Raw genomic sequence first — 9451 nt, forward strand, 5'->3', positions numbered from 1 at the left:
ATACTATGTTATATAAAACTATAGATGATTGTCATTCACTTTTTTCAAATGGCTAATGCACTTCACAATAAAGATTAGAACCTATTTTTTAAATATATTATCTTTATTTGCACAAAATTATAAAAGAAACTAAATGATTTTAATAAAAAAATACATCTTTATTTGACACCATAAAATAAAAGATACCAAAAGACTAACTTTCAGTATCTTTCCTTTTATCACTCCACTAACTATATAATTCTAGCTTTATTGATGCTAACTATTGATTTTGCCCACCAGAACCACTATTTTCAGATGCTAAAGGAGTATCATTAGCATTAATTTTTATTGCTTCTTTTACTTTTTTAAGTCCTTCATCAATAGTTTTTCTTATTGCTATTGTTAATGCATCTAATGCCTTACTCACTGCACTTACTGCGGCTCCCTTAACTACAGCTGTATAATCAAGATTATCAGCAGCAGCAGTAGCAGTCACACCGGGAAATTTACCATCTTTTACAATTGCTCTTAACGCTATAGCTCCTGCTACAGTTGCATCTTTAGCACCAGCTGCAGCAGCATCACCACTTTTAACTATAGCTTGTAGAATATCAGCACCGGTTACTGCACCAACGGCTTTAGATGCATCAGTAGCTACCTTTTTCGCATCACCAGCAGCAGCACCAACTCCACTATTAGAAGTAGTACCAAACAACTTTCCTGCCTCATCAGTACCACCATTTGCGGTTCTTGAAGTAGAACCATCACTAGCCTTCTTATCATTACCAGCATCATGTTTCCCTTCTTTAAGAACTATATCTACTATATCTTTAATTCCCTTAACTAACTTCTCAACTTCAGTACCTAAAACACCACCAGAACCCTGACTAGCAAAATTACCAAGTAGATCACTCCCCACAGTACCAATAGCTTCACCAACAGTCTTTGCTCCGTCAATTATCTTATCAAGTGCCTCACTAACTAATTTCTTTACTTCACTCTCTACCCCTGCCGCATTAGGATTCTTTTCTTCCTTCATTTCAGCAACAATTTTCTCAAGTTTATCTTTTGTCCCTTGAACAGTCTCCTGTACTGTCTTAAAATATTTCCCTACATCTGACTTCTTTAAATTAACATTTAACCCCAATACACTCCCTACCATTTCCCCAAATGATGTGAAAACATTCAAAAATTCTTCACTCACATTAACTAATGACTGCAAAAATTTATTCTTTGATTTCTCTTATTCCAATCAATAATAGTCGAAAGATTTATTCTTATATAATTTCAATTTACTATACCACTTTTTACTAGTCCCAACATTGTACATCAAAAATTCCTCATCTTGAAAAACATCAAGAAGAAAAAAATAATAATAATCATTTTCATAAAAAATCAAAAATATTATTTTATTGGAAATTAAAATATAAAATTAGATCCTGACTAAATATTCTACATAGAACACTTAATCAAGATCTAAAGCTTTGCAAGTATGATCACAAACAAGGTAGTCCTAAAATGATAGCACTACTAATGTTAGGTAGGGTACAATAAATTAAAAATAAAATCAACCATTATATTATTCAAATAAAAATAATATACATAGTTTCCCTAAATTTACTCAATTAATACAAAAAACTTAATTACTATAAAAATAATAATGATTATAATAATTAATTAAGCTAGCAATGCAATAATATTTAACATTCTGTTTTTTACAATAAGTCTCTATAGCAAGATTATGCTATTACTTTTTATTTATTTTTTCAAAATTTCATTATCATTTTGCATATACTTAAAGAAAGTAAATTATAAATTAAATGGACATTTTTTGAAATTTTAATTTCGCAAGTTATATATTTTTAAAGTTCATATTTATTATTCCAATAATTCTTTTAATCACAAAATCATAATTATTTGATATGAAATTAAACCTGCAAATTTTTCACTAAACCCTTTTTACAAGTCCATTTATTAAGTTGTTTATTCTACAAACTATATACAATAAATGAGAAATGAGTCATAAACATTCTTTATTAGTGATGTTCCAAATCTTTAAATTTATGCATAAACTCTTCTAGCAATTTTTTTTTATCTTTAAATAATGCATCCATTAAAAACCCGGCAAACTTAACATTTTGTCTATAAAAATCATAACTTTCTTGACTTTTAAAATGAAATCTTAAAGATTTTAGCCCACTTTGTCTTGATTTTTTTATTTTCACACCTTCCTTTATTCTTATCAATGATAAAACTTCTCTGAAGCCGTTTTCCAATACATATTGTTCTTCAAGTAATCCTTTTTCTATCGCTGTTGCTATTTTTAAATAATTATATGCCTGAGATTTTGCTACTTTATAAGAACCTAAAAATTCACTAAACCTTTTATAACCATCTAATTTATAATAATCATTGTCTTTAATTTCTTTTAAAATTTTCATTGCTTCCAATTTGTTATAGATATTTTCCTTAAGATTAGACTTTAACTTTAGCTTAAGTTCATTATATCTTTCTTGCCTTCTCTCTTCCGCTGACAAAATTTTATTATTTTTAAATATAATATTCTTATCATTATGCATTATCCTTCTATTAATCTCCATATTGTTAATCCTCTTTTGCAAATGTTTCCAACGGTTGGAAAAATTTATTTTCAATAATTTATTTACAAGTTAATTTATCAATTTGACCTATAAAAGTATGCAATATATTCTCATATTCCTTGATATAATCTTTATTTAAATTAAACTCGCAATTATCCGCTATCTTCTTATTTAAATCCTCTCTTTCAGATATCATGCCTAAAAAATTATCCTTTGATTGCAAAATATCTAAAAGACATTTATGTGTATTATTCCTTTTAAACCTAGTTATAAATATAAAGATAGGTACAAAAATCTCTAGTTCCTTTATAAAAAAATCTAAAACTTCAAAACTTTCAACAGCCCACTTTTCTGCAGTCATTGGTACAATAACATAATTGCTACACACAAGAGCATTTGTCAATGTAAAATCTAAACTAGGATTAGTATCTAATATCACATAATCATAAGACTTTTCTAACCTTCCTATTTCAAATTTTAATTTGAATTCCTCAAGCATGTATTTAAAAAAATTTCTATTTATTTTATGTAAAGTAACATAACTCGGTATTAAATCTAAATTATTGTCAATATTCACAATTGATTTATTAATATTTAGTTTATCAATTAATACTTCATATATATTTTTATTTGCTAAATCTATGGATAATTCTGTTATCTTTCTAAAAAAATAACTAGTGGTAGATGCTTGTGTATCCATATCTACTAAAAGTACTTTATATTTTTGAGACAATAACTTAGATAATATTATTGCACTTGTACTTTTCCCAACGCCACCCTTAATTGAAGCAATAGAAACTATTTTAGGTTTTTTTTTATCCATTTTCCAATAAAACCCCCTTCTGGTAATTTCTTTTCGTAAAATTCATATACTTCTTTTTCTAGGAGCAAAAGTAAATTAACTAGAGATTTATAATATCTCTTATGAATTTTCTCTTTTCTCAATAAATAAGCAAGTCCCCTTAAATAACAAAAAACACTTCCTTTTTTAAATCTAAACTCTATATAATAAATCTTTGAAAAGGTAGATGCTTTCATTACTCCATTTTCTGCATATTTTGTAATAATATTTTTTATAGGTTTTCTATATCCATAAAAAATACCCAAAAACTCATCGTCATTCTTTATAGAAAACAAATGAAATGATTTTATTTTTTCTTGATTAAACAAACTTCTAAAGGAAATAAAAAATTTATGCTTCTGGTGTTTATTAATTCCAAATGCAAAAAAATCTTTCATAATTTTTGTATGATATACATTTTTACTATTAATCTTTTCTATCCTAATAAAAATTACTTCATTTTTCGGCGGTACTATTTCTACATTTTTATTTGCTAATCGCTTTAATATACCTTCCATAAGTAGTCCTCAGCTAACAATCTTATCATATTTTCATCGCGATCAATTTTAATAATTCATAATAATAATAATAATAATGGCTATCTAGCATCTTATTATATTTCAATTTTTCTTGTTTATTTAAATAGTCCTTTATTGGCATTAAGACTTCTACTTTCAATTTACTTACTAATTGTCCAATGCACATGTTAAATATATTAGCTATAATATTTATTCATCCTTTCTAACATTCTTTCTAGAACGTCCAACAGATTTTTCAATCCTGGTAATTATTTCTCTTAAATCATCGTACATGTCGCTTTCAATAATAAAATGTAGTTATAAGGATTTTCTATTAATTGAAGTGTTTTGCTTAATTTACAAAAATAATTTTGCAATATTTTACTTTTGATTACTTTTTGTCCATTTCTTTTAAGATTTTCATTAAAATAATAAAATATTCTATTTTGATAATATTCTCTGAACTTATTGTTTATATAAAATATTATCGACATTAAAGCCATTAATTCGCATTGATGTCTTTCAATATGGATACTGATGCCTCTCATCGTAATCTCCTTGCCTGTGAATTATTAAATAATAATAACCTAAAAAATAGTAAAAAGTAAATATATCCCTTTAATAAAACTTTTTTATATAAAAATTAAAAAAGAATGTCACTTATTATATATAAAAGTTATTCAGAAGAAATATTTTTGATACTTTTTATATATGCAATATGATAGTTTTCCTTTTGGATATTACATAAAGTTGTTGATTAAATTAACTAAGATACAAATCTATCGCATTATAGAATAAGGAAATATTTGCAAATTTTTGGATAAAGTTTTGTCTTTAAAAGGAAAACAAAAGTTAATTCTCAATGTTAATGAAACAAATAAGCCATTCACAAACAACCCATTTTTATTTGCACAGAATAGAACATTACTAGCATAAAAATATATGATTAATTTTTTTATTCATCTAGTATTTAAAATGGAATATATTATTGAAAATAAAGCTAAAAAAATTCCTATATTAAGAGTAATAATAGTCCCAAACATCTAATTATGTAATTTCCCCGTGTTTTTAAGTTCGTTGAATTTACTATCAAATTCTACTCTTACTTTATTAAGTTTATTATCAAGTTCTAACTTAGCAGAGTTAACCTCAGATTTTAGTTTATCTTCCATTTTATCAATTTTGTTATCAAGCTCTATTTTTACCTTATCAAGTTTATTATTAAATTCTAGTTTAACAGAAGTAAATTCAGATTTTAACCTATCTTCTACCTTGTCGATTCTATTATCAAGTTCATTAAATTTATTGTCAATTTTATTGTCAAGACCTACTTTTATCTTATCAAGTTTATTATCAAGTTCTAGTTTAACAGAGACAATTTCAGATTTTAAAATACCTTCTATCTTATCAATTGTAGTATTAAAATGATTTTCCAAGTATTCAAGATCTTTATAAAGTAAGCTCATTTTTGTAATAGCGATAAGATAAATCAGTAGCAATGTCTCTATTAATTCCAGCTTTGAGCAGTTCTGTCAATACCATCTGCTGAGTAATAATTGGTTGTGGCTGAGCCATCAAAAATCTCCTTAACTACAATTATACAATAAATTTTGATGAATTATACTATATCATAGTAAATAACAAATAATATATTTATTTGAGTATTCATCAATGACTTCCATAAAGTTATTAACAAATGTATATCTATACTAATAACAAATTTAATTTTTGAAAGCTGTGATTTTATAGAATAGAAATTATATTTGAAAAGCAAAGTTGAAATAAATTTTCTATAACAATTAATTCTCAAAATAATTATAAAAATACAAAAAGAATTAAATTCTCGATATTCATTATTTTTATCATTTCCAGATACAAGATATATTTTCTTATTACCATACATTAATTAGTTTTCTTTTTGAACTTTAAAAGGTAAGAAAGAAATAAACAAGAAAAACATGATAAAAAGTAAAAAAGCACAGTGTTACAATGATGATAATATTGATGAAATACAACAACGAAGAACTAAAGGAATAAAAAGGAAAAAAATAGTTTAAACGACATAACAATAATAATAATAAATTCGAAACAAATAATGAGAAAATGCTTTTATTCATAAGCACTTATGGATTTAATACAAAATGTTTTTTAGGTTTTACTGAAAAATCAAATACAACTAAAAATAAAATAAAAAAATATTTTAAAGGTCTAAGCAAAAGGCTTATTCATACATTAAAAGAGTCAAAAGAAGTAGTAAAAACAACAAAAACAGATGTTGATAAAAATGTTTCATCTAATAGAGATATATAAAAAACATCCTGACTCCAAACCTAGCCAAGAATAAAATTTTAATATATAATAAAAAAATAAAAGTCTAATAGAACTGAAATCTAGTTAGACTAAAATCCAAAGCTCGTTTATATCAAACGAAATTCAAACTTTGGGTAAAAAACATACACTATGATTAGTTTAACAGAAAACAATAAAAATTTCAAATCTAAAAACCCAAAAGGTCAAATAAATATAATATTAAAAAGCCTTGTAGAACTAAATATTCATAAAGATCCCAATAATAGTCAAACAATACGAATGTCATATGTTAAATTGCAAATAATCAAGATGCTAAAACGATATAACAGAATAATTAAAATTTATTGGGCAATCAATACTAAAAATACAAATTATAAACAATCAATGGGTATTGAAGAATATTCAGCTTGTGATATCCAAAAAATAGTACTTAAATTATTAGAAAATGATGCTGCAAAAAAAGTATGTAAACGCACACTAGAACTAGATATAAAGCTACTAAACAATCTAAATCTAATAAAATCTAAAATTATAAGATTTGGAAAAGGAAAAGGAAGTGTCGCTTATTATGTGCAAAACATGGAACTAATGCCTACACATAAAGACGCAATATTAGAATATCTAACACAAATGCTACAAGATAATTTGAAAGATAAAATCATCATTGGAAATTTCGATCTTAATGAACCTTTTGATAACGAACCCAAAAATATAAATTCAAAAACTACAAAATTTATCACAGAAAAAATAGAAGAAAAAAATAACGAACAACTTCATAAAAATCGTATGGGTATAATTTCGCATGTGCAAACACCGGACGTTATTAATAAAGCTAATATAAGCAATATAAATAAAGAGAATTCTAAAAACTCTTCAGAGAAAAACTCTGCAAAAAGTCTTTCATGTGAAAAACCAAAAAGCGGTGAACAAAAAAGTGAAAAAGTGCGATTCAAACGAATTGGCGTAAAAACTAGACTGATCGATGTTCACAAAATAAGCAGAAACTATATGCAACAGGTGAAAGAGCTGAGCAACAACGATTCAACGTACATAAACGCCCTGCTAAATTTGGAGACTGCCATAAATGAGTATGGAAAAGAATATGATATCGAAGATATTTTGAAACACTTTCTAAAGCAATTTGACAACAGATACAAGTACAAAGTGTGGATGATGATGAAAAGAAAAGATGGCGTAATAAACGACTATGATCTCATATGGGAGGGTCGATTCAAAGATTGGTACTCGCATAAGTATAAGAAAAATTATACGACGACAAAAGAAAAATATGGCGAAAAAATAAGATTAGCAGGCAAAAATTTTGAATTTAATGCGTCAAAAAATGTGAAAGACGAAGAAGAAGAAAAAAAAGAAAAAGAGAAGGCAGAAAAAGAACGCAAACTGCAACTCAAACGACAACAAGAATATATAGAGAGGTTATTTAGGCAAGAAGAACAAGAAAGAAAAGAGCGAATCAGAAGAAGAGAAGAAGAAAAGGCAAAGTTGAGAATGGAGGTTAAAAAAGAAATACGGTTTTATGTAGGAAGTATTGAAAATAGCTATCCTAGTGATGATATTGCAAAGTTATACCCTTTGTACGAAGAGAGTAGGGGAGATAATATTGCCGTACGCCCGCCGCGGCCACAAATTAACACTAATTTTGAAGGATTTAAGACAACTAAAGGACTTTCTCTTGCTAGTTTAGGAATTATGCTTCAATATCAAGAGCAAGATCCAGAGAAAGAAAAAATTTTGATGCAAAATGCAAAAGGAGAGACGATATGAAATTTACGTTGAAGTATTTGATAAGAAGACTTTATTTGAGAAGGGATAGATTTTGGCAAACTTATATGAGCGATGAGATTCAGTCTAAAAAAAATGATGAGACAATAGTTAATTTCCCAATACTAAATTCTGATGATATTGATTATGAGTATGTATCTTCATACGTTAAAGAGTGGATAAACAAGAAATATACAGATAATTTGGATATCAAAATTCAACTAGTTGACAATCTCTATTATAATTGTGAAATAAAGAAATATAGTTTACTTGCTGGTTTTTTAGAGACTCTTCATAGAGATTATAAGGAAATTTTTCTTGGTAATTTAGAAAGAAAAAAGGTAGTTGAACCTAAAATTAAGTTACAACCAGAAGATCAATCAGGAGATGCAGAAAAAGATCAATTAAAAGAAAAAGATCAAAAAGATCAATCTGTAGATCAAGCAGAAGAACAGGTTGTGCAACAAGATCAAGCACAAGCAAAAGCAGCAGCTAAAGCTAAGGCAGCTAAAAAGCCTACTACTAAGCCAGAAGTTATTCAGTCAGAGGTTATTCAAAGTTAACTAGAGATTAATATGAATTATTGATTTTGCTAATGAAAGATTTGTAGAATTAGTAATTCATGTTTATTTGTTTATTTATTTATAATCGAATTGATTATTGAGATTAATGTTAAAAGAATTCCTACGTTAATTGTAATAATAGTTCCAAGCATCCAATTATTTAATTTTAATTTACCATTAAGTTCTGTTTTGTTCATTTCCATATCTTTTCTTATAAGATCCATATCTTTTCTTACAAGAGAAATCTCTGATTTTAGGTTATTTTCAACAGTATCAATTTTAATATTTAAGTTATTTTCAACAGTATCAATTTTATTATTAAGATCTCTAATATCTGATTTTAAGTTATTTTCAACAGTATCAATTTTAATATTTAAGTTATTTTCAACAGTATCAATTTTATTATTAAGATCTCTAATATCTGATTTTAAGTTATTTTCAACAGTATCAATTTTAATATTTAAGTTATTTTCAACAGTATCAATTTTATTATTAAGATCTCTAATATCTGATTTGAATGCCATTTTTAGAAGTTCAAGATCTTTCGTAGTAAGTTCATTTTTATAGTATCTATAAGACAAATCGTCCGCAATATCTCTATCCATCCCGACTTTTACGAGCTCATTTAAGACCATTTGTCTTGTTACTACTGGCTGTATCATATGTTCCATGAAAATCTCCTTATATAATATTATAGTGTTTTTAGGGTTTATTGTTAAGTGAAAATGAATAAAATTTAGTTTGATGTATGATTTAGTAGTATGTATTGTTCTAATTAAAAATATTCAGTTTGGTTATATAAAATTGTATAGTTATAAGATTATATAAATGTAATAAATTATAAAAATAAAAAGTAAC

9 protein-coding genes and 2 pseudogenes are annotated in these 9451 nt (G+C 26.1%); 3 read left to right on the plus strand and 8 right to left on the minus strand.

Annotated features, from left to right (window positions below; all coding sequences use genetic code 11):
* Window positions 1-259: 259 nt before the first annotated feature.
* The 7 genes and pseudogenes from BDU_RS06025 to bdr (BDU_RS06050) all read right to left on the minus strand — a co-directional run.
* A pseudogene (locus tag BDU_RS06025) lies at window positions 260-1222 on the minus strand (variable large family protein); the annotation flags it as partial.
* Window positions 1223-2015: 793 nt separating this feature from the next.
* The gene (locus tag BDU_RS06030) at window positions 2016-2579 is read right to left on the minus strand and encodes a chromosome replication/partitioning protein (protein WP_041177886.1); all 564 of its coding nucleotides are present in this window, start codon (window positions 2577-2579) and stop codon (window positions 2016-2018) included.
* A gap of 58 nt (window positions 2580-2637) precedes the next feature.
* Window positions 2638-3402: a ParA family protein gene (locus BDU_RS06035; RefSeq protein ID WP_012539487.1), complete on the minus strand. Its 765-nt coding sequence runs from the start codon at window positions 3400-3402 to the stop codon at window positions 2638-2640.
* Window positions 3378-3938: a DUF226 domain-containing protein gene (locus tag BDU_RS06040; protein WP_012539488.1), complete on the minus strand. Its 561-nt coding sequence runs from the start codon at window positions 3936-3938 to the stop codon at window positions 3378-3380. Before BDU_RS06040 ends, BDU_RS06035 begins: the two co-directional genes overlap by 25 nt.
* Window positions 3939-4148: 210 nt before the next feature.
* Complete coding sequence (locus BDU_RS09020) at window positions 4149-4232, minus strand: hypothetical protein (RefSeq protein WP_143705869.1); 84 nt, start codon at window positions 4230-4232, stop codon at window positions 4149-4151.
* A complete protein-coding gene (locus BDU_RS06045) occupies window positions 4217-4486 on the minus strand; it encodes a plasmid maintenance protein (RefSeq protein ID WP_041177887.1) in 270 nt (89 codons plus the stop codon). The genes BDU_RS09020 and BDU_RS06045 overlap by 16 nt, the downstream gene beginning before the upstream one ends.
* Window positions 4487-4897: 411 nt before the next feature.
* Window positions 4898-5513 (minus strand): annotated as a pseudogene (gene bdr, locus BDU_RS06050) (Bdr family repetitive protein).
* A gap of 528 nt (window positions 5514-6041) precedes the next feature.
* Between bdr (BDU_RS06050) and BDU_RS06060 the strand changes: the two are divergent.
* The 3 genes from BDU_RS06060 to BDU_RS07770 all read left to right on the plus strand — a co-directional run bounded on the left by BDU_RS06060 (window position 6042) and on the right by BDU_RS07770 (window position 8593).
* Complete coding sequence (locus BDU_RS06060; protein ID WP_041177889.1) at window positions 6042-6248, plus strand: hypothetical protein; 207 nt, start codon at window positions 6042-6044, stop codon at window positions 6246-6248.
* Between the two features lie 150 nt (window positions 6249-6398).
* Entirely contained in the window at window positions 6399-8033 is a 1635-nt protein-coding gene (locus BDU_RS07485; RefSeq protein ID WP_012539489.1) for a plasmid maintenance protein, read from the plus strand.
* A complete protein-coding gene (locus tag BDU_RS07770; RefSeq protein ID WP_012539490.1) occupies window positions 8030-8593 on the plus strand; it encodes a hypothetical protein in 564 nt (187 codons plus the stop codon). The genes BDU_RS07485 and BDU_RS07770 overlap by 4 nt, the downstream gene beginning before the upstream one ends.
* 71 nt (window positions 8594-8664) lie before the next feature.
* Here the strand turns inward: BDU_RS07770 and bdr (BDU_RS08640) are convergent, their stop codons facing one another.
* Entirely contained in the window at window positions 8665-9264 is a 600-nt protein-coding gene (gene bdr, locus BDU_RS08640; protein ID WP_012539491.1) for a Bdr family repetitive protein, read from the minus strand.
* Between the last annotated feature and the right edge of the window lie 187 nt (window positions 9265-9451).

Source organism: Borrelia duttonii Ly, assembly GCF_000019685.1.
Taxonomy (GTDB): Bacteria; Spirochaetota; Spirochaetia; order Borreliales; family Borreliaceae; genus Borrelia; species Borrelia duttonii.